Genomic DNA, 21367 nt, shown 5'->3' with positions numbered 1-21367 from the left:
AATGTAAGCAACCCATAAAGTCGGCTGACTCTTGATCACCTGGCCGTTCCCACGGGCACGGTCACCAACGGAGGGGTGACGGTGCTCTTTCACCGTGCACGCTCGGCCCGGTCTCGGGCCTCCTACTCACGACGATCACGGACCGCCCTGGTCAGTACCCTCGCGGTCGTCGCCTCCCTCATGGTTCCGGCCGGAGGCATAGCCTTCGCGGCGGCGCCGGACTACCACCGCGTCTGGTCACCGCCGCAGACACCGATTCCGGGCACGGAGTCGGTCGCCGGCAAGGACGCTCCCGGTCCGGCGACGGCCCGGGCCAAGACCGAGCCCGCCAAGCCCGCCCAGGACAGGAGCGGAAAGAACGCTCCCGCCGGGGCCGCCGCGGTCGAACTCGCCCAGGCGCCGGCGGCCGGTACGACCACCGCCCGCTCAGACGGCCGCGGCAACACGGTCCAGGAGCCGGCCGCGGCAGCCGCGAAGAAGGCCGGCGATCTCCCGGTCTGGGTGTCGTCCGTGGCCGGCGGCGACAACCCGTCACCCGCCCGCCGGGCCGACGGCGCCGGATCCGAGACGAACACCAAGGTCAGTGTCACGGTCGCCGACACCGCCACTGCAAAGGCCGCTGGCGTCAGCGGCGCGCTGGTCTCCCTCTCCCTCGCGGACCAGCACACCGCCACCAAGGCCCGGGTGAGTCTGGACCCCGTGGCCCTCGCCCCCGCCTACGGCGGCGACTGGGCAAGCCGCGCCACCCTGGTCGCCCTGCCCGCGTGCGCGCTCACCAGCCCTGGCGCGGAGCAGTGCCGGACCCGCACTCCGGTCCCCTCCCACCTCGACCCGCAGACGAAGAAGCTGGTCGCCGATGTCGACCTGCCCGCCGCCGCGCCGGTGGCCTCGCCGTTCGCGAAGGGCTTGACCGCATCTGCGGCAGCCGGGGCGCCCGCCGCGGCGCCCGCCATGGTCCTCGCCCTGCAGGGAGCACCGAGCAGCGGCTCCGGCACCTACAGCGCGACCAGCCTGAACCCCAGCCAGGGCTGGGCCGCCGGTGGATCCTCCGGCTCGTTCACCTACAACTACCCGGTCCAGATGCCGCCCAGCCTCGGCGGTGGCGTCCCGCAGATCGGCCTCTCCTACGACTCGGCGTCCGTCGACGGCAAGACCTCCGCGACCAACTCCCAGGCCTCCTGGATCGGTGAGGGCTGGGACCTGGGCTCGGGCTTCGTCGAGCGCTCCTACCAGCCGTGCTCGAAGGCCGGCATCACCGGCTCCGGCGACCAGTGCTGGGACAGTGCCAATCTGACGCTCTCCCTGGCGGGCCACTCCGGGCAGCTGATCCCCAACGACGGGTCCTGCGACACCTCCAACCCGCGGGACGAGCAGTCCAAGTGCACCTGGCGGCTGCAGTCCGACGACGGCACCAAAGTCGAGTTCCTCACCGGCGCCGACAACGGCACCTGGAACGGTTCATTCCTCAAGGTCACGGACACCAGCGGCACCGTCTACTACTTCGGTCTCAACCACCTGCCCTCGGCACAGGGGACTCCGACCAGCACCGGCCCTGCCAGCCAGTCGGCCTGGACCGTCCCGGTGTTCTCCCCGAAGCCCGGTGACCCCTGCTACGACGCCGCCAAGGGCAATGCGTCCTGGTGCCGAAGCGCTTGGCGCTGGAACCTCGACTACATCGTCGACCCCCACGGCAACCTGACCACCTTCACCTACGACCCCGAGACGAACCACTACGCGCTCGGTGCCGGCCAGAACCACGGCGGCAACGGAGACAACCCCGCATACACCCGGGCCGGCGCTCTGCACGTCATCGGCTACGGCCAGCTCCTCTCCGACCAGCTGAACAGCAACGGCACCCACCAGCCCGCCTCCCAGGTCGTCTTCGAGAGCGGTGAGCGCTGCCTCGCCGGAGAGACTCCCTGCAAGGAAGAGAACCGCACCCCCGAGAACGCGGGCAACTGGCCCGACGTCCCGGTGGACCAGCAGTGCGCCGCAGAGGGAGCCTGTGCCAACGCCGGCCCCAGCTTCTGGACCAGCCGCTGGCTCAACACCATCACCACCCAGGTCCGCGTCAACGGCGAGTTCCGGACCGTCGACTCCTACAAGCTCACGCACTCGTTCAAGGATCCGCACGACACCAGCAACAACCCGGGTTCACCCGCCCAGAACACGGGCGACCCACAGATCCCCTGGCTCGAATCCGTCCAGCGCACGGGGCACAGCAGCGGTCAGAGCGACACGGTCCTCAACCCCATCACCTTCCAGGGCATGGCGCTGCGCAACCGCGTCGACGGTCTCACCCCTTCGAGGTCGGACTTCATCCGCTACCGGATGGAGAAGATCACCACCGAGACCGGCGGCACCGTCAGCGTCGACTACTACAGGGAACAGTGCTCACGCACCGCCAACGTCATGCCGCCCTCACCCGACGGCAACAAGCTGCCCTGCTTCAACGTCAAGTGGTACGAGCCCAACGCCACACCGACTGACAGTCCCGTCGACGACTGGTTCCTGCGCTACCCCGTCCACACGATGACGGTCGATCCACGCTCCGACCTCGTTCGCGGTGTTCTCCCCCAGACCACCACCTACACCTACGGCGACGCCGCCTGGCACCGCAACGACGCCGCGGGCGTCGACAGTGCCGTCCGCACCTGGGACCAGTTCCGCGGCTACGCCTCGGTCACCGCCGTGAGCGGTACGGAGGGCGACGGGCCGCAGAGCAAGACCGCCACGTTCTACCACCAGGGCATGAAGGGCGACCACGACGCCGCCGGCGCATCGCGGAACGACGCCAAGACCTGGGGTCCGACCGCCGGTTCCGTCCCCGACCACGACTGGCTCTCCGGCCAGGTCCTCGAATCGGCCACCTACGCCGATGCCACCGCCGCCGCCACCGACCCGTCCGCCACCAGTGTCAACTCCAGCGCCGAGCCCGCGGTGGTGGCCACCCACAGCCGGGGCCCGTCCCTGCCCCCGCTCGAGGCCCGGTACGCCTCGCCGTCCTGGAGCACGGTGACCGCGAAGGCCAGGATCTCGGGCGACGACTGGCGCACAACGACGGACACCACGTTCGTCGAAGCGAGCGCGCCCTACCGCCCCTCGAAGGTCCTGCAGCAGGCCGACGGCACCCCGGACGTCTGCATCCGCACGGACTACGCGGCCAACCCGTCCTCGCCGATCGTCAACGCCGTCTCCCAGACGCTCACCGTCTCCGGCCCGAACGCCTGCGACGCGACCCCCACGGCGGCCAACACCGTCACCGGCGGTCGCACGCTCTACGACAACCAGCCCCACGGCGGCCTGGGCACCACCGCGTCCGCCACCGGTCTCCAGGTGCTGGAGAAGTACGACGCCAACGGCACCGCCCAGTGGACCACCACCGGCAACAGCACCTACGACGCCTACGGCCGTCCGACCACCGTCACCGACCCCACCACGACCGACAGCGCGCACCCGAACGGTGCCGCCACCACCACCGTCTACAGCTCCGCCGCGCCGGGCGAACTGCCCAACAAGAACACCGTCGTCGCGCCCGCGCCCGCCGGTACCCCCGAGGCAGCTACCGGCTGGACCTCCACCGTCACCCTCGACCCCACCCGGTCCCTTCCCCTGACCACCACGGACGTCAACGGCCGTACCGTCACCCAGACCTACGACGCCCTCGGCCGACTGAAGGAGGTCTGGCAGGCCGGGCGCGCCACCAGCTCGCCCGCCGACTACAAGTTCACCTATCAGCTCAGGAACGACGGTCCGTCCTCGATCACGACCCAGACGCTCCGGGCCACGTCGAGGTACCAGCAGTCCGTCCAGATCCTGGACGGACTCGCCCGCGTCGTGCAGACGCAGACCGACCCGGCGATCTCGGCCTACGCGGGCCGACTGATCACCGACACCTTCTACGACTCGCACGGCCGCGCGGCCGCCACCAACAACACGTACTACAACAACCTCAACCCGCCCAGCACCGTCCGGTTCGAGCCCGACAACGCCAAGGTCCCCAGCCAGTCCAAGACCTCCTTCGACGGCATGGGCCGCGTGGTCGCCAGCCAGTCGCTGGCGTACGGCGTCCTGCAGACCACCATGGTGACCTCGTACCCCGCACCGGGCCGGGTCGACGTCACCCCGCCGACCGACGGCCGGGCCACGACCACGATCTCCGACGCACGTGGGCGCACTCTGCAGCTGTGGCAGTACCGCACCCCGGCCCCGACCGGGAACCCGGGCGACGCGGACGTCACCTCCTACAGCTACTCCCAGGTGGGCACTGAGGCTTCCCGCACGGATGCCGCCGGCAACACCTGGACGTACAGCTACGACCAGCGCGGCCGCCGTACCGGCACCAGTGATCCCGACGCCGGCACCAGCACCGTCACCTACGACACAGCTGGCAGGGTGGCCGGCTCCACGGACGCCCGCGGTCAGAGCATCGTCTCCACCTACGACCTGCTCGGCCGGCCGACGGGTACCTACAAGGACTCCGTCAGCCCCGCCAACCGGCTCACCGGCCGCACGTACGACACCGTGGCCAAGGGCAAGCCGGCCAGCTCGACCCGCTACGTCGGCGGCCAGAGCGGCGCGGCGTACACCACCGCGGTCACCGCGATGGACACCGCCTACCGGCCGACGAAGACCACCGTCACCATTCCCGGTAGCGAGGTCGGGCAGACCAACCCGCTCACCTTCACGTACCAGGCCGTCTACAACCCTGTCACCGGTGCGCTCACCAAGACGGGCCTGCCCGCGGTCGGCGACCTGTTCGCGGAGTCCGTCACCTACAACTACGAGGCCTACGGTCTCCTGCACGACATCGGCGGACTCGGCGGCATCGCCTACGACGTCCAGTCCGACTACGACGCCTACGGCCGCAACATCCGCTCCACGATGAACCCGTACGGCACCCAGATCGTCGCGACCAACACCTTCGACGAGTCGACCGGGCGCCCGATCAGCCAGTTCGTCGACAAGCAGACCGCGACCACCGGCTCGGTCCAGCAGACCACCTACGCGTACAACCAGGTCGGCCGGATCACGGCGATCCGCAGCATCCCCAACAACACGCCGTCCGCGACCGACCTGCAGTGCTTCAGCTACGACTACCTCGGTCGCCTCAGCACCGCCTGGAGCGACACCGGGCGCCTCCACCAGGAGCCCGCCCCCGCGGTCGGCGGCCGGGGCCGCTGCACCAACGACACCCCGACCAGCGGCGCGCAGGTGCCGGCCCAGACCACCGTCGGCGGCTCCGCACCCTACTGGCAGAGCTACCAGTACGACCTGACCGGCAACCGCACCGGCATGGTCGCCCACGACCCCGGCGGCGACACCTCCCGGGACATCACCACCACCCAGACGTTCCCGAACGCGGGCACTCGTAACACCCCGACGACCGCTCCCGGAAGCGGCGGCGGAACCGGCGGGCCGCACGCGCTGCTCACCTCCACCAACCGCGTGGGCAGTGACAACCCGACCACCAGCACCTCCCAGTACGACGCGGCCGGACACACCACCGCCGTGACGGACACCGCCGGCACCACCACCCTCACCTGGAACGGCGAGGACCGCCTGGAGTCGGTCAACAAGACCGGCAGCGGCGCCACCACCTATGTGTACGACGCCGACGGCAGCCAGCTCGTCCGGCGCAACCCCGGCAAGACGACCATCAACCTCGCCAACGGCGACGAGCTGATCTACGACACCGTCACCAAGTCGCTGACCGCCTCGCGCTACTACAACATCCCCGGCGGCATCACCCTGGTGCGTCAGGGCGGCAACGTCCTCACCTACCAGTTCGCCGACCACCACGGCAGCAACTCCCTGGCCATCAACGCCCGGACACTGGCGGAGAACCGGCGCCCCACCGACCCGTTCGGCAACCCCCGTGGCAGCCAGCCCTCCATCTGGGCGGGCGACCACGGCTTCGTCGGCGGCACCAAGGACGACATCACCGGCCTCACCAACCTAGGCGCCCGCCAGTACCAACCCACTACGGGCCGCTTCCTCAGCCTCGACCCCGTCCTCGACGCCGGCGACCCACAACAGTGGAACGGCTACGCGTACTCCGAGAACGACCCGGTCAACAAGTCCGACCCGAGCGGCCTCCGCTCGGAGGAGTGCGGCACCCTCTACGCCTGTGGACCGGCCGGCACCATCACCATGAGCAATGCGGCGGAAACCACCGCGAACTACATGCCTGGTGTCGTGCCCCCGACGGCGGACCTCACTCCGTTCACCACCGCTAACGTTCCCGGACCCGGATCCGGTAGCGGCGGTGGTCCAGTCTCCACGCCAGTGAACGCAAGCGCCAAGAAGGCCGAAACGGCCAAGAACAAGGTCGTCGACGCCGGCAAGAAGCTCGCCAAGATCGTCGCCGACGAGTTGGGCATCACCGACGCCATCGACTGCGTCACGACCGGGAACCTCGGATCCTGCGGCGAGACCGCACTCAACGTCGTGAGCAGCATGTTCAGCGGCGGCCCTCTCACCAAGCTCCTGGCCAAGTACGCCTTCCGCTGGAACAAGGCCTACGAACTCGCCAAGACCATCAAGACACTCGCCGGCGAACTCTTCGACGGTCTGAAAGTCTGGCGCAAGGAATCCAAGGCCGCCAAGGAAGCGGAAGACACAATCGCCGCAGCCTGCCCGATCCGTCGCCACAGCTTCCCACCGACCACACCCGTCCTACTCGCCGACGGCAGCGCCAAGCCCATCGGTGACATCGCCGTCGGCGACCAGGTCCTGGCCACCGACCCCCAGACCAACACCACCTCCGGCGAAGCCGTCGTCAACACCATCGTCACCCCCGACGACACCCTCTTCACCGACCTCACCCTCACTTCCACCACCGCCTCCCCCAGCACCCTGACCTCCACCCAGCACCACCCCTACTGGAACATCACCACCGCCCGTTGGACTCAGGCCGCCGACCTCCAGTCCGGCGACACCCTCCTCAGCGCCGACGGCACCCCTGTCACCATCCAGTCCATCCGCAACTACGAACTGGCCCCTACCGAGGCCCGCGACCTCACCGTCGCCAACCTCCACACGTACTATGTGCTGGCAGGAACCACGCCGGTCCTTGTGCATAACATCGACCTTGGGAAGTTGAATGCGTGCCCAACAACTTCATCAACCCACTTTGCGGACGTGACAGTTCTCGATGGGCAAGGAAACGTAGTACATGAGTATCCAATTCGGAGTGGAGCTCAAACTCCCCCGGAGGCTGCAATGGGGCCCCGAGGCGGCGACATCCTTAGCCACACAGAAAATCGCGCAGCACGGATGGCGGGCGGGGTGCCTAGCTACGGCAGGCGGATCATCCGCGACGACGAGTTCTTTCTGGAAAAGCCTGTCCCGCTCGATGGATACGTTGTCATCAACGGAACCTCCTCCCCTTGCTCCAGCTGCAGGGGAGCCATGGGACGCGCCGCCGAGGATACCGGCTCCACGTTCGTCTACACATGGCCGAGTGGATCCGGCGGGCTCAATTCATGGCAAAGCAGGGCAGGCTAATTGACATCTCCAGTGAACCCAGGAAAATCCAGAGGAGAAACGCATTGAGCGGCCAGCGCATTGACCCCGTGGAGATCATCGCGAGAGTCGGTGGCGTGCGACCCGATGTCGGAGGGAGCGAGCGAGCTTTTGACGTCTGGGTGCATCTCGCCCGAAAGGCCGGCTGGGACGTCATCGACGACCCGGGATATTCGGCAGCCGATAAGGGCACTGCCTGTGGCATTGTGTCCCTGGAGGGCCTGAAATACAGGATCCATTACGGATTGCACGTTCGCCAGGACATGGCAGACGACTCTACCGGCCATCTCACCTGGCGGCCAGTTCTTGCTCATGCAGCATGGGCAGAGCCAATTCTGGATGGATATGAACTCCGCTAGGCGAATTCTTTGAATCAGCAGGGCCTCGTCGGATTGCTCCGACGGGGCCCTGCATTGCTTGATTATTTTCCTTTGCCCCCTTCGAATCGCAGCAGCTTACGACTTCCCCGATCATGCCCGATCCCAGACCAGACAGGGTATCGACCAAAACCGCTACACCACCGACGCACGCACCTGACGGCCCGTCGTTGCGTATGCCTCTGACAGCAACGTCGGCGGCAACAAGCCCGTATAACAATGCACTTCCATGCACCTCTACGCACGGGTAGGTTTCCGCCCGCCTGCGAGAACGCAGGCCGGAAGGTGCCGCCTACCACACATACTATGTTGTGGCGGGTGGAGTCCCGATCTTGGTTCACAATTCCTGCGGGCCAGATATGGGAGCAGCTGCCCGTGCAGCCGCAAAAACGCGCCTCAGGACGCAACAATGACTTCCGTTGCGAATATCAGAGGTACGAACATCACGGAAATTGGCTACTCCGGACCCTCCTCTCGCCCTGCCTTCCTTGAGCACGAGATCGAGGAGGCCGCCGCCGACGGCGGTCAGATGTTCGGGGGTGACGCGGCAAACTGCGCGGAGATGCGCGCATGCAATGCCTTGTTTGCTAATCATGCAGCAGACTTCGAGGAAACGTTCGGGCGCCCGCTGCAACTCAGCGACATCGAATTTCTGACGGTCAGAAGCGCTACTGGCGCACCAGAGGCGGCATGCCTATCCTGTCAGAGCGCGCTTGTGCGGCGTGGCGCGACTGATCTGTCGAGAGGGTGAGCATGGACTTCGCTATCCGTGGCCGAGGTCGCAGTCTGGCTGAAGCAGCAGGCTGGAGCCCAGAGCGCGCGGTCGATATCTCTGGACTTGTCCATGAGATGAGGCACGTTGGCTTCGATGTATCAACTGCGGCCCACAATTTCCTAGAAGAGTTCTGGCGCCTGCGGATCGAGCATCAGCCAAGCATCAACATAGATGGAAAAGACATATTCTGCTGGACAGAATTCGATCCGACTCGGATATGCACGGAGCGCGATGCGAGAACTGCGACCCTGTGCTCTGAGGTGGCCGGTGAATCACTGTGCCCAGTGGGAATTGACGGATTCCACCTCACTGTGTACATTTCGCCTTCCGGCAAGTTCTTCGCCGGGATGGACGCCTCGGTATTCGCATATTCTGGCTCTGCTGACGAATTCTTTGCGAAGCTAGCAGATGGAACCAGACCGCAGCTTATAGGGGCCTGGGTGCTGTAAGTTCTGGTCAGTTTATTGAGGAGCTTGCAGAGGCCCCGCTGGATTTGATTCCTGCGGGGCCTCTGTGGCGTCTGACGGGCAGTAGTTGACGGCAACGTCAGCGGACGTGGGCCGCACAAAGAGGCGAGTCGTCGCCATCGTCGGGCTGGGTGGTGGTCCCGGCGGGGTTGTGAAGGGCGCGTCCGAGGAGATCGACAGCATCGCGCTGGAGGCGGACGTGCGCGTAGACGCTGGCGGTGACGCCTATGTGGGCGTGGCCGAGGATTTCCTTGATGACGACGAGTTCGACGCCCTGTTCCAGGAGAAGGGTTGCGGTCGAGTCTCGGAGGTCGTGGAAGCGGATCTGACGGAGTCCGGCTCGGCGGAGGAGTGCCTTGAAGTGTCGGGCGAGGGTGGCGGGTTCGATCGGGTGGCCGTCAGGCCGGGTGAAGACGTGACCGCTCTCCTTCCAGTTCCGGCCGGCCTTCTCCCGTTCCCGGGCCTGCTTGTCGCGGTGGTCGCGCAGTGAACGCAGGCAGGGAGCGGGCCGAGCCATGCGACGTTCGGAGCTGACGGTCTTGGTGGAAAGGGTGGTCAGGCCGCCGGTGCTGGTGCGCTGGAGGGTGCGTCGGATGCTGGCGGTGCTGGCCGTCAGGTTGAGGTCTTCCCAGCGCAGGCCGAGGAGTTCGCCCTTGCGGAGTCCGGCGCGGAGGGCGAGTTCGAACAGGGCGTGCAGGCGGTGACCCTGCATGGCGAAGAGGAAGGTGCGGGCTTCGTCGGTGGTGAGGGGTTCGAAGCGGCGCGGTCGGGGTGTGCCGGTGCGGACGTTTCGGACGACGTTGCGCGGGATCTATTCCTCGCGTACCGCTTGCTCCAGCGTGGTCTTGAGCACGGAGTGGATGTAGGCGACAAAGCCCCGAGGTGGAAATTTCTCAGCCGAGGACCATCACGGCGGTCAAACTGACAGCCCGTACGTCAGCTGGACCACGTCACCCGACCTTGCCTATCAAAGGGCGATCAGCGGCAAATCTGGAAATGGCGCAGTGATCACGGCAAGGCTTCCCAATATCGACACGTCGGGACAACACGATGGGAGATCAGATCACTGGAGTCTTCCCGACGTACAGCTGTGAATTCTCCGGGCGCGAGACACTTGAGGAGGCGACTCACCGTTTCAAGCGGATGCTCCGCCCGACAGTACTCGGGCGGCCGGTGGCACCGTATCTCCGGATGCGGTACGAAAACACCAGGACCGGCAGCGGAAGTCTCGGAGTGTCGCGTGGCTTCACCACGATTGATGTGCTGCTCAGGGAGTTGACGCTGCTGGAGGGAGCTGTGAGTAGTTTCGTGGAGTGGGAAAACTTCCAGGGCGAACTGTGGCACGTCACCTGGGACGGCTCCTGGATCGTTAACAGGCGCACCCGGAGCGAACCACTGTCCGAGAGTGCTGTGCTCAGCACCCTGGGATGCCCAGTGCCCTGAGATGGGGTTGCCGGGAAGGCCTGTAGGTGATTTCACGCTGGCTGCGGCAGGGGCCGTCGCGTTCGCCGATGAATGCGACGGCCCCGTCGGCATCTTCGTCGCACCAAGAGGGCGGCGTGTTCAACATGCATACTGACCTGAAGCACCGTCGCCTACACGAGCGGGTGAGGTAATTGTCGGAGATCCTCAGCGGACCACCAACGATGCAGACGGCGAGCACGCACTGAGCTTGTCGCCGCATAGTGAGTACACCCTCCCACGATGAGCGCCGCGCCGAAGCGATCCAGCCTGCCACAGGACACCCCTATCTCTTCGAATTTTCTGATGGCTATCCATAATGAACAGATGCACCGCCATCGACATGGCTACCGGTGGCGGTACATGTGTGCCTGGGCGTCGCAAGCGATTGGCACTCTCGATGGGGTTGTCAAGCGTGCAGCTGAGCAGGGCAACGACTTCACACTGAAGGCGGAGCCGAACGAGAGGGCGCAGAAGGGACATCGCAGTCGAGGTGTTCAGAGTCGCCATACTTGATCAAGGCAGCCCGCTGATGTTGCCCGGGCGCGCAACATCACCAGCGGAGATTGCTTTAGGGCTCCGCCCCAGGCCCCGACCCTTTCTCTGGGGAGGCCGAGTGCCGGTGCGGATCCGTCGTGGTGATGGGTGGAGAGGTCGCAGGAGGGGTTCCCTGTCTCCCGCCCCCGGAGGTGCACCAGGAAGCTCCCGGGGCCGCCAAGGCCGAGCGCAAGCGTCTCAGGGTGAGCCTTCCCTCGCCGTTGGCTCGGTTCTTCTTCTGGGCTGCCATCAGGCTGCCTCCTGCAGTCGGGAGGCCACGAACGAGCGGTACGAGCCGTACGGGATGCGGCGGGCCCGGCCGATGGTGATCGAACGCAGTCGATTGGTCCAGATCAGGTCGTAGACTGCCGAACGGCCGAGCCGCAGCCGGCCCGTGACCTCGGGGACGGCAATCAGGTCGTCGTCGGACACCGCTCGCCTCCTGCTCGTTCGAGGGCCTGGTCGAGGGCGGCACGGCAGCGGACGCGTTCGGCGACGGCCCGCCGGAGGCGGGTGGTGAGGGGCGACATGTCGGGGTCGCCGCGGCGCACGGGTTCCCAGAGGTAGCGGTGGGGTTCGGTGCGGGCGGCGGTGTCGCGAGGATGTCGAGGACCCAGGTCCGGCGGCCGGTGCGGTGGTCGGCGAGGGTCTTGCCAGACCACTTGCGGGATACCAGCACCCGCCGACCGTCATGGCCGATGTGTTCGCGCTTGTGAGCGCGGGAGCGGCAGGCGCCGGGGCGCAGGGCGGGGTGTGCGTTCTTGGGCTGGATGCCGTGGCGGAGTTCGGCGGCGAGGCGGTCGACGTGGTCGCTCTCGGTCGTGCCGGTCGGGGTGTGGCACTCGGCGACGGACTTGGTCAGGCAACCGACGCATCGGGCCGCCTGCGGTGAGCCGACCAGGACGCCCTGGGCGTCGAGCTGGGGCCGAAGCGGATCACGTGCACGGGCTGGGCTTCGGGGTCGTCGTCGATGCCGTCGAGGGCTTCGTCCCAGGTGGGCAGTGGTCCGCCGGTTACCTGGTCGACGAAACCGCCGAATTCGGGTGACCAGGTGGACGCGGCGTCGCGCGGGTGGACCGTCCGGTCGGTGGTCGGCCACTGGGTGGCCGCGACGACCTGGCGCAGTTCAGCGCGGGAGACCGTGCAGCGGACGCCGGTCCCGGCGAGCTGGGTATCGATCTCGCCGAGCAGAAAGGCGGGTTCGCCGGCCTCCGCTCCGGTGGCCACGGCCTGGGCCTTCGTCAGGTCGGCCCGCAGTTCGCCGAGGTACTGATGCGCGGCGGTGCCGGTACGACGGACGGCCACCGGCCGGACTCGGACACTCATCAGCAGCAATCTTTGCTGATATCTCCAGCTGGCGGGGCCACCCGGGTGCCAGCGTCGCCGGGCGGGCCCGGGACTCGAGGGCCAGCTGAAAGCCCCGCTCCCGGTGTCCGTCCACGGCGGACGGACACCGGGAGCGGGGGCTCCTCCGGCAGGGCCGCAGGCTCGGACGTCTGCGCGCGGAGCGGGAAGGTCAGCGCACCGACTGCGCCACGCGCTGGGCCGGGACGCCCTTGCGTGCGCCCGTCGCCCCGGCGGGCGCCGGCTCGGCGGCGGCCGGGGCCGCGCCCAGGGCGGTGCCGCGGGTCTCTTCGGCCCACAGGACGCACACCAGCAGGCCGAGGGCCGTCGTGCCGGCCGCGATCAGCATCGTCGGACCGGTGCCGAGGCCGGTCAGGGAGAGTGGCAGCAGGTAGGTGCCGACGGCGGCGCCGATCCGGCTCACCGAGGTGGCGACGCCGACGGCGGTGGCCCGGATCTCGGTGGGGAACAGCTCGTTGGGGTAGGTCCAGTCGAGCACGTTCGGTCCGCCGCAGAGGAAGGCGTAGGCGCACAGCGCGGTGAGCGCGACGGCGGCGGGGGCGGTGGGCCACACGCCGAGCAGGGCGAGCGGGACGGTCATCAGGGCGAACGACCAGATGATCACCGGCCGTCGGCCCCGGGTGTCGATCAGGCGCAGCGCGGGGTAGCAGCCGAGCAGGAAGACCAGGCTGATCAGGCCGGTGCCCAGGGTCTCCATCACCGTGCCGCCCGGCATGCCGAAGGACGAGAGGATCTGCGGGCCGAAGGTGAGCATCGCGAAGAGCGGGCCGACCTGGCAGAGGAAGAACAGGCCGCAGAACAGGGTGCGGCGCCGGTAGGGCGGGGTCATCAGCAGGCGCAGCCCGCCGGGCCCGGCGGCCTGTGCGGGGTCGGGCATCAGTTCCCGGCCGTCGACCCGCACGCCGAGGTGCTTCTCGACCACGCGCACGGCGTCACCGACCCGCCCGTTGGCGGCCAGCCAGCGCGGGGACTCCGGCGAGCCGCGGCGGATCACCAGGAAGACGACGCACAGCACGGTGGAGCTGGCCAGCATCCAGCGCCAGCTGCCGGGGCCGGCCAAGCGCAGGAAGGCGTAGCCGGTCACGTAGGCGAGGACGGAGCCGGCGTACCAGGCGACGATCTGCTGACCGAGCAGCCGCCCGCGGTGCTTGGCCGGCAGCCACTCGGCGAGCAGCGAGGTCGCGATGGGGTAGTCGGCGGCCACGGCCATGCCGAGCACGAAGCGCAGCAGGGCGATCGCCCACACCGTGTCCACCCAGAAGGAGAGCACCGAGCAGGCGACCATGACGAGCAGGTCGGCGGTGTACATCACCTCCCGGCCGATGCGGTCGGTCAGCACGCCGAAGAGCGCGCCGCCGACGAACATGCCGACCAGCGCGGCGGCGCCGATCAGGCTGACCTCGGCGGTGGAGAGGCCGAGTTCGGGGCGCATCCCGATGAGGGCGACGCCGACGATGCTCAGGATGTAGCCGTCGAGCAGCGGCCCACCGGAGCAGGCCAGGGCCAGTCTGCGGTGGAAGGCGGTATACGGGGCGTTGTCGATGGTGCTGGACATGGGTCTTCGGGTCCTCCGGAGCGCACGGTGTACTTCCGCACGGTGTGCGCCGGGTAGACGGCAGGGATCGGCACCGCCCGGCGGGTGGTGCCGTCGCCCGGTGTGAGCAGGCGACCGTCCACGGTTGCCCGGGCCGGGAGGGGGCGCCACCGGGCCGAAGGTCGGGCGAATTCGTGACCAAGGTCCCGAAGCGGACGGGCCCTCCGCCCGTGCCGCCGCGGCCCCTGTCCAGTCCTGGCGGGCCCGGGACCGCCTCGGCCCGCCGCACCGCCCCGACGGGTGACCCTCCTCACTCGGGGGCACTTTCCGGGACCTTCGCGGCCCCGGCGGGGGCGTTGTCACAGGGGAGTGCCAGCATGCTGCCCATGCTCGCCACCTGTCCCGACCAGCGCCGCAACGACCCGTCGGACCTGCCCGGCCTGCGAGGTGACTTCGAGGTGCACCTGACCGTGGGGCCGGGCGCCGCCGAGGCGCTGGCCGCGTGGGCCGCCGACCACGGCCTGAAGTTCACCCACATCCTGCTGGCCCGGGGCACGGCGCCCTCCCAACCGATGCTCACCCTGCGTGCCCGCGGCACGCTGGAGGAGACGGCTGCGGCGACCGCCCGCACCGCAGAGCGGCTGGCCCGGTCCGGGTTCGCCGTCCTGCGCACCAAGATCGAGGCCACGCCGTGGGCCGAGGGCGTCCCTGCCACGGACGCCGACGCCGCGGCGCACGGGCCGCACCGGTACTTCGAACACCACCTCAAGCTGCTCCTGCCGCCCGCGACACCCGTCGGCGCCGCCGCTGGCAACAGCCCCGCTCTCGCAGCCCTGGCCCCCCTGGCCGCCCTCGCCGTGCGGCACGACGCCCACCTCTCGCACAACCCGCGCCGCACGCGCGAGGACGGCCACCGCGAATGGTTCGTCACCCAGCGGTGCCGCCACGTCGGCCTGGCCACCGCTGGCCGGCGCCTGGACGCGCTGCTCGCGGACCTCGCCACCGCCGGGCACCGGGTGCTGTCGGCGGAGCGCGAGTTCGTCGCCGTCGACAGCGACGAGGCCCTGGACGCGGGCTGGATCACCGAGCACGACCACCCGGCCGGGCCCCGCGAAGCAGCGACCGGACCAGCAGAAGCAGCAGAACCAGAAGCAGCAGCACGAGAAGGAGACTCGCGATGACCGACGACCTGTCCGCGCCGTCCACCCAGTGGGCAGAGTTGGAGTACGGGCCCTGGCAGGGCGTGCGGCTGCCCCGCACGCCCCCGAGCGAGGAGGTCCGCGAAGACCGCGACCTGCCCCGCAGCGTCCACCCCATCGACGACGAGGCGGTCACCCAGCAGCCCGTCTTCGACCCCGCCCTCGCCTCGTACAGCCGCGCACTGCGCCCGAGCGAACCCGCCTTCACCGACCCGGACCTCGCCGGGCGCTGGCTCGCCGCCCGCAGGACCGCCCTCGACACGGTGCTCTCCGCCGTCGCCGCCTCCCCGTGGGCCGAGCACCTGGTGCTGCGCGGCAGCGTCCTGCTGCGCGCCTGGTACGGCGAGCAGGCCCGCGAGCCCGGGGACCTGGACTTCGTGGTCCGCCCCGTCGACTGGCAGCTGGAGGACCCCCGCACCGACCGCATGCTGAACGGACTCGCCACCGCCGCCGACCACTTCTCCACCACGGGCGGCGACGAGCAGCACACAGGGGTACGCCTGCACGCCGACCGGGCGCTCAGCGACGAGATCTGGACCTACAGCCGCATCCCCGGCCGCCGGCTCGTCATACCCTGGACGGCGCCCGACGTTCCGGGCGGCACCGTCCAGCTGGACTTCGTCTTCACCGAGCACCTGCCCGTCGAACCGCAGTCCTACCGGCTCCCCGGCGTCACCGGCCCGCTGCTCGCCGCGACGCCCCAGCTCTCGCTGGCCTGGAAGATCCTCTGGCTGGTCTCCGACAACCACCCCCAGGGCAAGGACCTCTACGACGCCGTCCTGCTCTCCCGCACCGCCGAGGTGCCCTACGACCTGCTGCGCGCCGTCTTCGCCCAGGCCGACGAGGGCTCCTGGTGGTCACGGTCGCCGGTGCTGCCGCAGCACATCGGCGAACTCGAGGTCGACTGGGACGAGTTCGCCAAGGACCACCCGCAGTTCGCCGAGCCGGTCGAGGAGTACCCGGCGCAATTGCTCGCCGCCCTCGGCGCCACCTTCGCCGGACGCACCGAGTACGCGCTGCGCGCCCAGTGGCTGGCACCGCTGATCGGTGACCTGCGGGCGGTGGTGGCGGAGGAGGGCCTGGACGCCGTCCTGCGGCGCACCTCCGAGCAGCACACGGGGACCGCCGACTCCCTGGTCATCGTCTGCGAGCTGCTCGGCGGCGACCTCGACACCGCCCGGAGGGCCATCGCCGACCACCACGGCGGTGAGGACGACTGGCGCGTGCGCGGACTCGCGGACGCCGCCGAGCGCTTCACCGCCCAGCGCGCCGCCGGCTGACTCCTGCCCGGTGGCACCTCGACCATCCGTCACCTCTCGCGACCGATGCCCGGCGCCGCGCCGGCCTCACACCCCTCCGGCCCGGTCCCGGGCTCGGTCCCGTTACCGCCCGGGTGGAGCAGGACGCTCACCCGAGGGCATGCGGGAGGGTGGTGCGGACCCAGCGTTCGGGTTCGGAGAGGTGGGGGGTGTGGCCGGCGTGGGGGTAGACGTGGCGTTCGGGTTTGGGGAGGGAGAGGTCGATCAGGTCGAGGATCTCGCCGTACATGGGGGCGCTGTCGTCGCTCTGGGTGAGGAGGACGCGTTCGGTGAAGCGGTTGAGGGCGGTGAGGTCGAGGTCGAGGGCGTCCGGGTCTCGGAGTTCGTCGAGGTAGGTGGGGGCGTTGCGGATGTAGGTGTGGCGGACCGGGGCCGGGAGTTGGTCCCAGGCGCCCGGGCCGAAGGCGACGGTGTTGGTGTAGAGCTCGGCCGCGGCCGCTGATTCGGCCTGTTCGAGAAGTTCGCGGACCGAGGAGATCCGTTCGGAGAAGGCGACGCCGAGGGGGCGGAGTTCCGGGTCGGCGAGGAGGGTGCCGGTCGCCGGGGGTTCGTGGACGGTGACGCCGCGCAGCAGGTCCGGGCGGGCGGCGGCGAGGCGGAGGGCGACCAGGCCGCCGTAGGAGTCGCCGCAGACGTAGGCGGGCGCCAGGCCGAGTCCGACGATCAGGCCGGCGAGGTCGGCGGCGTCCTCGTAGACGGAACCCTGGGTGAGCAGGTCCTCGCTGCGGCTGTGTCCGCGGCGGTCGTAGGAGACGACGGTGGTCTCCTCGGCGAGGCCCGGCAGTACGCGGACCCAGCTGTCGGCGTCCGTCCAGGAGCCGTGCACCAGCACCACCCCCGGCCCGGCACCCCGGGTCTCGTAGTAGAGCGACACGCCGTTCACCCTGATCTCGGCCATCGAGAGCCTCCCGACCTCGGTCGTGCACCCTCCAGCCTGACACAGAAGGGGGTGGAGGAGGGGATGGAGGGAGGGGCGGGGATCAGATCAGGGGCGGGAAGAGGCCGCGGTCCCAGTGGCCGAGCCAGGAGGCGGTCACGGAGGGGAGCGGCAGGCCGGCGGTCGACTCGTCGTACGGGAGGACGGCAGTCGGTGCGAGCCACCCCTCCCCCGGGTCGATGCGCAGCCGGAGGGCGTGGATCGGCCTGCGGAGGGTGACGTAGAGGCGCAGGTCGGCGGTGGTCGGGGTGTGGGTCGCGTAGTCGGCGTGGACGGTGCGGCAGACGGACTTGATGTCGGTGGTGGCGAGGAGGAGGTACCGGCTGCCCGGCCCGAGGTTCACGCAGAGGCGTCGGCGGGCGGTCTCGCGGGTCGGGTACGGGACGGGCTGGTGGTTGTCGATGTGCAGGCCGAGGCGGAGGCCGGTGTCGGGGTGGGTGTGGGTGGAGGACAGCCCCGGTGGGTCGGTGGTTTCACCGAGAGTGATCGGAAAGGGATCGCCGAGCATTTCGACGAGGGCGGTGGCGGTCGGGACGTCGAAGACGGTCTCCGGGAGCCGGAAGAGTTCGACGAGCCCGCTGTCCCGGGTGAAGACGCTGGGCGCGAACCGCTCCGGGTAGCCGTCCGGGAGCGGTTCCCATCCGCCGTCCGGGACGGCGACGGTGGTCTCGTACCCCGGTCGGAGGGTGAAACGGCGGACACCGGAGATCTCGCAGCGCGCGTGCAGGCGGGCGGGGTCCTGGAAGGCGATGGCGGCGGGGTGCATGGGGCCTGGTCCTCAGGAGTTCAAGAGGTGGGAGGTGGTGGTGGGGCGGCGGAGGGATCGAGCAACATCCGCACCCAGACCCGCTTTCCGGCCCCCTTGCGGGTGACCACCCCGAAGTCGTAAGCGAGTTGGCGGACGAGGTCGATGCCGCGTCCGCACTCGCTGAAGCGGCGCGGTGCGCGGGAGTGGAGCGGGAGGTCGTGCCGGGGGTCCCACACTTCGAGGCGGCAGTCGCCGTTGAACTCCTGGAGGTGGAGCCGGACTTCCCCATCGCCGGCGCAGGCGTGCACGACGGCGTTGGTGACCAGTTCGGAGGTGATGAGGACGAGGTCGTCGACCCGGTCGCCGGACCAGCCCCAGGAGGCCAGTCGGTCACGGATCTCCCGGCGGGCGGTACGCACCGAGGTGCTGTGATCGACGAGTTGGGCCTCCCAGGTGCGGAAGGCAGGCATACCCGGAGTGGACATGGAGGAGGCCCCTTCAGGAGCGTGTCCGATCGGTCACGTTGAGTGTGGGGCATCCAAAATCGAAACTGCAACAGCATTGCTCGAAGAAATTAATTGATCTTGAAGCGGACTTGAGACCCCGGCCTCGATCTGGTGAGACTGGACATCCATACTCGATGGGAGGGGCGCCACTTGAGCAAGCAACTGTCGGCGATCAGGCAGATCCGACTCGGCGACGAACTGCGCGCCTGGCGGCTGGAGAACAACAAGACCCTCGTCGACATGACGGCCGGTCTGAAGGGCTGGAGCCCCGGTCGGCTGAGCAGAATCGAACGCGCCCAGCAGCCGATCAGCCGAGCCGACCTCGCCAAGCTCCTCGACCACGCCGGCGTCATCGGGCAGGACCGGGACGATTTGGAGAGCCTGCTCGGCGACAGCCCGCCCAAGCAGTGGTGGCGCGACCTGGACTACTCCGAGACGATCACGCCGGCCTTCGCCGAGTATCTGGCACTGGAAGCCGACGCGTCCCGCATACTGAACTACTTCCCGTCCGCATTCCCGGGCCTTGTGCAGACCGAGGGCTACGCCCGCGAGATGATCGCAGCAGGCGTCGACGCACCCAACGACGAGTTGGTAGAAGCGGGAGCCGAGGTGCGGATCCTCCGCCAACGCAGGCTGACCGAAGACCCCCGGCTTGAGTTCAAGGCGTACTTCGGCGAGGTGGCCCTGCTCATCGCGGGCGACCTGAGCGTCCTCGCCGAGCAGATCCGGCATGCGATCAAGGTCGCCGACTACCCCAATGTGACACTGCGCATGGTGCCGCTGAGTGCAGGTCGGCCAGGCGTCCTGGCCTCGGGAATTACCCTCATGCACTTCCCTGACGACCAGTCCGATGGCTTCGTCTTCGTCGAAGCCATCGGCGGTATGCTCCCCAGGAGAACGGGACGCGACGTCAAGCGAGCCGAGAGGACCTTCGTGCGCGTCGAGCAGTTCGCGTTGTCGCCGGAAGACACCATCGCCGCACTCGAACGCAAGCTGGAAGAGCTGACGTGAGCAACAAGCACGACCCCTACGACCACAGTCCCGCCGACGCGATGTGGTCCAAGTCCCCGTTCTCCGCCGAGGGCAACGGGGATTGCGTGATCGTCGCCCGCTTTGCCAACGGCGATGTCTGGCTCGGCGACGACAAGAACCCCGGCCGGCCCCACCTCGCCTTCGACCGTACCGAGTGGGCCGCCTTCGTCAAGGCGATCGAGACGCAGGCTCCCAACTTCACCGCCTGACCGTCGAGGGCCCTGCCCCCTCGGGCAGGGCCCTCTCCGATCCGTAGGAGACCACGTGACTGCCAAACACGACCCCTACGACCACAATCCCATCGAGGCAGCCTGGTCCAAGTCCCCGTTCTCCGGGGAGGCCAACGGCAACTGTGTGATCGTCGCTCGCTTCCCCAACGGGGACGTGTGGCTCGGCGACGACAAGAACCCCGGCCGGCCCCACCTCGCCTTCGACCGCGCCGAATGGACGGCCTTCGTCCAGGCGATCCAGGCGCAGGCTCCCAACTTCACGGTCTGACGAAGCAACACACGGCGGAGTGGGAAGTCGGATACACCGACTTCCCACTCCGCCGCGTCAAACCCGCGCCAGGCGCAGCCACTGCGACCGCCACGGCGGCGGCTCCGCAGGACCGTTGAACCAGACCCTGACGTCCTCCCCCTCCCGTACCGGCAACGCCGGGAAGTCGTTCACCGCGTGTTCGGTGCGGTGAAGGGCCTGAGCCGGGCCCAGGTGCCGGGCGGCGTACGCGTCGAACGCCGCCGCGTCCGGCGGGTGGCAGACGGTGGCGAGCACCTCCGCATTTACGGCCTCGAAGCCCGGCCCCCGGAGCAGCAGCACGTTGTCGCTGTCGACCATGGTCGCGTTCGCCGCCTCCCGGTGCTCCCGCCACACCGGCCCGCCGTAGAAGGCCTCCAGCGAGCGCCGACGGCTCGCCATGTCGGGGAAGGCCCGCAGCCAGACGAAGCGGTCCGGGTCGTCCAGGTCCCGGAAGCGCCCGCCCACCGCGATCCCGACCGCCTCCTGTCCCGTCACGAACTCCCGCTCGAACAGCTCGATCAGGGTGTCCCGCGCCCCCGGGTGCAGGGTGTACTGCCGCAGCTCGACGATCAGCGACGTGCTCACAGGCCGGCCGTCGCCGGGCCGGTGCGGGTGAAGTCCATGACCCAGTTGAGTTCCCAGGTCACTCCCCCGTCGGCCGAGAACTCCTGCTCCCAGCGCGCCGCGTCCGGGCCGAGCCGGTGCCAGGTGAAGTGGACCCGGATCGGCCGTCCCTCGTAGGTGTCGTCGCCGTAGAAGTCGCCCCGGTCCCCCGTGAAGCCGCCGGTCACCGGCGGGTCGAGTCGGCCGGTCCGGCTGCTGGACCAGTGGATCGACCACTGCCCGGCCTCCCGGTCGAACAGCCGCAGGGTCACGCCCCGGCGGCCGTCGAGAGTGGGGAAAGTGATCTCGTCGATGTTGCCGGCGCCCTCGAACAGCGGCCGGACCACCGACCGGCCCGGGAACTCCTCCCAGCGGCCGGATGCGGGGTCGAGCGGGGTGGTGGAACGGCGGTTGGCCACGTCCCAGGAGCCGTGGAGGAAGTCGAAATCGTTCATGCGCCG

General features: G+C 68.9%; 17 protein-coding genes and 2 pseudogenes. 9 read left to right on the top strand and 10 right to left on the bottom strand.

The window, feature by feature from the left end; genetic code table 11:
• Positions 1 to 180: 180 nt before the first annotated feature.
• The 4 genes from BLU95_RS45265 (at position 181) to BLU95_RS45645 (ending at position 9128) form a co-directional block, all read left to right on the top strand.
• Positions 181 to 7509, top strand: coding sequence for a polymorphic toxin-type HINT domain-containing protein (locus tag BLU95_RS45265; RefSeq protein WP_093862902.1), 7329 nt, complete (start codon positions 181 to 183; stop codon positions 7507 to 7509).
• A complete protein-coding gene (locus BLU95_RS42550) occupies positions 7488 to 7886 on the top strand; it encodes a hypothetical protein (RefSeq protein ID WP_159425052.1) in 399 nt (132 codons plus the stop codon). Before BLU95_RS45265 ends, BLU95_RS42550 begins: the two co-directional genes overlap by 22 nt.
• Positions 7887 to 8313: 427 nt before the next feature.
• Positions 8314 to 8655 carry a hypothetical protein gene (locus tag BLU95_RS42545; protein WP_159425051.1) on the top strand — a complete coding sequence of 114 codons (342 nt, stop codon included), beginning with the start codon at positions 8314 to 8316 and terminating at the stop codon, positions 8653 to 8655.
• Between the two features lie 2 nt (positions 8656 to 8657).
• Positions 8658 to 9128, top strand: coding sequence for an SUKH-3 domain-containing protein (locus tag BLU95_RS45645; protein ID WP_093862901.1), 471 nt, complete (start codon positions 8658 to 8660; stop codon positions 9126 to 9128).
• A gap of 97 nt (positions 9129 to 9225) precedes the next feature.
• Here the strand turns inward: BLU95_RS45645 and BLU95_RS31130 are convergent.
• From BLU95_RS31130 to BLU95_RS31110, 5 genes and pseudogenes are all read right to left on the bottom strand, one after another.
• Positions 9226 to 10017, bottom strand: a pseudogene (locus tag BLU95_RS31130) (tyrosine-type recombinase/integrase); the annotation flags it as partial.
• Positions 10018 to 11393: 1376 nt separating this feature from the next.
• A complete protein-coding gene (locus BLU95_RS31120; protein WP_093862899.1) occupies positions 11394 to 11576 on the bottom strand; it encodes a helix-turn-helix domain-containing protein in 183 nt (60 codons plus the stop codon).
• 232 nt (positions 11577 to 11808) lie between these two features.
• Positions 11809 to 12006, bottom strand: a pseudogene (locus BLU95_RS45640) (hypothetical protein); the annotation flags it as partial.
• Positions 12003 to 12470, bottom strand: a complete 468-nt coding sequence (locus tag BLU95_RS31115) for a hypothetical protein (RefSeq protein ID WP_159425050.1) — start codon at positions 12468 to 12470, stop codon at positions 12003 to 12005. The gene BLU95_RS31115 and the pseudogene BLU95_RS45640, both read right to left, overlap by 4 nt.
• Positions 12471 to 12660: 190 nt before the next feature.
• A complete protein-coding gene (locus tag BLU95_RS31110; RefSeq protein ID WP_093862897.1) occupies positions 12661 to 14064 on the bottom strand; it encodes an MFS transporter in 1404 nt (467 codons plus the stop codon).
• Between the two features lie 356 nt (positions 14065 to 14420).
• Here BLU95_RS31110 and BLU95_RS31105 point away from each other — a divergent pair, with 356 nt between their 5' ends.
• Positions 14421 to 15224, top strand: a complete 804-nt coding sequence (locus BLU95_RS31105; RefSeq protein WP_197698636.1) for a hypothetical protein — start codon at positions 14421 to 14423, stop codon at positions 15222 to 15224.
• Complete coding sequence (locus BLU95_RS31100; RefSeq protein ID WP_093862896.1) at positions 15221 to 16522, top strand: nucleotidyl transferase AbiEii/AbiGii toxin family protein; 1302 nt, start codon at positions 15221 to 15223, stop codon at positions 16520 to 16522. The genes BLU95_RS31105 and BLU95_RS31100 overlap by 4 nt, the downstream gene beginning before the upstream one ends.
• Positions 16523 to 16649: 127 nt before the next feature.
• Here BLU95_RS31100 and BLU95_RS31095 read toward each other — a convergent pair whose 3' ends face one another.
• From BLU95_RS31095 to BLU95_RS31085, 3 genes are all read right to left on the bottom strand, one after another.
• Positions 16650 to 17459 carry an alpha/beta fold hydrolase gene (locus BLU95_RS31095; protein ID WP_093862895.1) on the bottom strand — a complete coding sequence of 270 codons (810 nt, stop codon included), beginning with the start codon at positions 17457 to 17459 and terminating at the stop codon, positions 16650 to 16652.
• Between the two features lie 82 nt (positions 17460 to 17541).
• Positions 17542 to 18264: a hypothetical protein gene (locus BLU95_RS31090; RefSeq protein WP_093862894.1), complete on the bottom strand. Its 723-nt coding sequence runs from the start codon at positions 18262 to 18264 to the stop codon at positions 17542 to 17544.
• 20 nt (positions 18265 to 18284) lie between these two features.
• A complete protein-coding gene (locus BLU95_RS31085; protein WP_159425049.1) occupies positions 18285 to 18716 on the bottom strand; it encodes an ATP-binding protein in 432 nt (143 codons plus the stop codon).
• Between the two features lie 186 nt (positions 18717 to 18902).
• Here BLU95_RS31085 and BLU95_RS31080 point away from each other — a divergent pair, with 186 nt between their 5' ends.
• Genes BLU95_RS31080 through BLU95_RS43450 form a run of 3 tightly spaced genes read left to right on the top strand, consistent with a single transcriptional unit; the run spans position 18903 to position 20282 of the window.
• Positions 18903 to 19763, top strand: a complete 861-nt coding sequence (locus BLU95_RS31080; protein ID WP_159425048.1) for a helix-turn-helix domain-containing protein — start codon at positions 18903 to 18905, stop codon at positions 19761 to 19763.
• Positions 19760 to 19993, top strand: coding sequence for a DUF397 domain-containing protein (locus BLU95_RS31075; RefSeq protein WP_173861988.1), 234 nt, complete (start codon positions 19760 to 19762; stop codon positions 19991 to 19993). The genes BLU95_RS31080 and BLU95_RS31075 overlap by 4 nt, the downstream gene beginning before the upstream one ends.
• A gap of 55 nt (positions 19994 to 20048) precedes the next feature.
• Entirely contained in the window at positions 20049 to 20282 is a 234-nt protein-coding gene (locus BLU95_RS43450) for a DUF397 domain-containing protein (protein ID WP_197698635.1), read from the top strand.
• Positions 20283 to 20339: 57 nt separating this feature from the next.
• Here BLU95_RS43450 and BLU95_RS31065 read toward each other — a convergent pair whose 3' ends face one another.
• On the bottom strand, positions 20340 to 20888 hold the full coding sequence (locus tag BLU95_RS31065) for an NIPSNAP family protein (protein WP_093862890.1): 549 nt from the start codon (positions 20886 to 20888) through the stop codon (positions 20340 to 20342).
• Positions 20885 to 21361 carry a hypothetical protein gene (locus BLU95_RS31060; protein WP_093862889.1) on the bottom strand — a complete coding sequence of 159 codons (477 nt, stop codon included), beginning with the start codon at positions 21359 to 21361 and terminating at the stop codon, positions 20885 to 20887. Before BLU95_RS31060 ends, BLU95_RS31065 begins: the two co-directional genes overlap by 4 nt.
• Between the last annotated feature and the right edge of the window lie 6 nt (positions 21362 to 21367).

This window comes from Streptomyces sp. TLI_053 (assembly GCF_900105395.1).
Taxonomy (GTDB): Bacteria; Actinomycetota; Actinomycetes; order Streptomycetales; family Streptomycetaceae; genus Kitasatospora.
This window is presented reverse-complemented; position numbering and strand designations above follow the sequence as displayed.

Bases quoted from the DNA above. Each gene is read 5' to 3' on its own strand.
- BLU95_RS31115 (WP_159425050.1), bottom strand. From the start codon at position 12,470: ATGAGTGTCCGAGTCCGGCCGGTGGCCGTCCGTCGTACCGGCACCGCC.
- BLU95_RS31105 (WP_197698636.1), top strand. From the start codon at position 14,421: ATGCTGCCCATGCTCGCCACCTGTCCCGACCAGCGCCGCAACGACCCG.
- BLU95_RS31100 (WP_093862896.1), top strand. From the start codon at position 15,221: ATGACCGACGACCTGTCCGCGCCGTCCACCCAGTGGGCAGAGTTGGAG.
- BLU95_RS31095 (WP_093862895.1), bottom strand. From the start codon at position 17,459: ATGGCCGAGATCAGGGTGAACGGCGTGTCGCTCTACTACGAGACCCGG.
- BLU95_RS42550 (WP_159425052.1), top strand. From the start codon at position 7,488: ATGGCAAAGCAGGGCAGGCTAATTGACATCTCCAGTGAACCCAGGAAA.
- BLU95_RS45645 (WP_093862901.1), top strand. From the start codon at position 8,658: ATGGACTTCGCTATCCGTGGCCGAGGTCGCAGTCTGGCTGAAGCAGCA.
- BLU95_RS31110 (WP_093862897.1), bottom strand. From the start codon at position 14,064: ATGTCCAGCACCATCGACAACGCCCCGTATACCGCCTTCCACCGCAGA.
- BLU95_RS45265 (WP_093862902.1), top strand. From the start codon at position 181: ATGGTTCCGGCCGGAGGCATAGCCTTCGCGGCGGCGCCGGACTACCAC.
- BLU95_RS31085 (WP_159425049.1), bottom strand. From the start codon at position 18,716: ATGCCTGCCTTCCGCACCTGGGAGGCCCAACTCGTCGATCACAGCACC.
- BLU95_RS31090 (WP_093862894.1), bottom strand. From the start codon at position 18,264: ATGCACCCCGCCGCCATCGCCTTCCAGGACCCCGCCCGCCTGCACGCG.
- BLU95_RS31060 (WP_093862889.1), bottom strand. From the start codon at position 21,361: ATGAACGATTTCGACTTCCTCCACGGCTCCTGGGACGTGGCCAACCGC.
- BLU95_RS42545 (WP_159425051.1), top strand. From the start codon at position 8,314: ATGACTTCCGTTGCGAATATCAGAGGTACGAACATCACGGAAATTGGC.